At 68.3% G+C, this 1,013-nt stretch carries 1 pseudogene; it reads right to left on the bottom strand.

The features are described 5' to 3' along the window. Positions 1-1,013: pseudogene (locus tag BLT07_RS20650) on the bottom strand (hypothetical protein); the annotation flags it as partial.

Genomic DNA, 1,013 nt, shown 5'->3' with positions numbered 1-1,013 from the left:
GCTCCGTCAATTCCATCCAATCCGTTTGCTCCCGTGGGGCCTTGTGGGCCTGTCGCCCCGTCCGCGCCGTCTAATCCTGAGGGACCCTGTGGACCCGTTGCTCCGTCGGCACCGTCCGCTCCATCGGTTCCGTCCGCTCCTACCGGACCTTGGGGACCTACATTGCCCTGTGGGCCCTGTGGACCCGTTGCCCCGTCGGCACCGTCTAATCCTGCGGGGCCCTGTGGACCGGTCGCGCCGTCCAAACCGTCCGCTCCTGCCGGGCCTGTGGCACCGTCTACTCCGTCGGTTCCGTCCGCTCCTGCCGGACCCTGTGGACCTTGGGGACCTGTCGCCCCGTCCGCGCCGTCAGCACCATCAGCACCGTCCAATCCTGCGGGACCCTGTGGACCCGTTGCTCCGTCAGCACCGATCGCCCCGTCCGCGCCGTCCAATCCTGCGGTGCCCTGTGGGCCTTGTGGGCCGGTCGCACCATCTGCACCGTCCGCTCCCGCGGGGCCTGTGGCACCGTCAATTCCATCCGATCCGTCAGCTCCTGCGGGGCCTTGTGGACCGGTCGCGCCGTCCAAACCGTCCGCTCCTGCCGGGCCTGTGGCACCGTCTACTCCGTCAATTCCATCCGATCCGTCAGCTCCTGTGGGACCCTGTGGACCTGTCGCTCCGTCAGCACCATCTGCACCGTCCGCTCCCGCCGGGCCTTGAGGACCCGTTGCTCCGTCAGCACCGGTCGCCCCGTCAGCGCCGTCTAATCCAGCGAGGCCCTGTGGACCTGTCGCTCCGTCGGCACCGTCCGCTCCTGCGGGGCCTGTGGCACCGTCAATTCCATCCGATCCGTCCGCTCCCGCCGGACCCTGGGAGCCTTGTGGTCCTGTTACACCGTCAGCACCGTCTAATCCTGCGGGACCCTGGGGACCTTGGGGACCTGTCGCTCCGTTAGCACCGTCCAATCCGTCAGCACCATCTGCTCCTGCCGGGCCTTGGGGACCTACGTTGCCTTGTGGACCTTGTGGACC

The sequence above is a fragment of the Pricia antarctica genome (assembly GCF_900101815.1).
Classification (GTDB): Bacteria; Bacteroidota; Bacteroidia; order Flavobacteriales; family Flavobacteriaceae; genus Pricia; species Pricia antarctica.
Note: the sequence above shows the minus strand (reverse complement) of the source record. Positions and strands in the feature narration are given on the sequence as shown.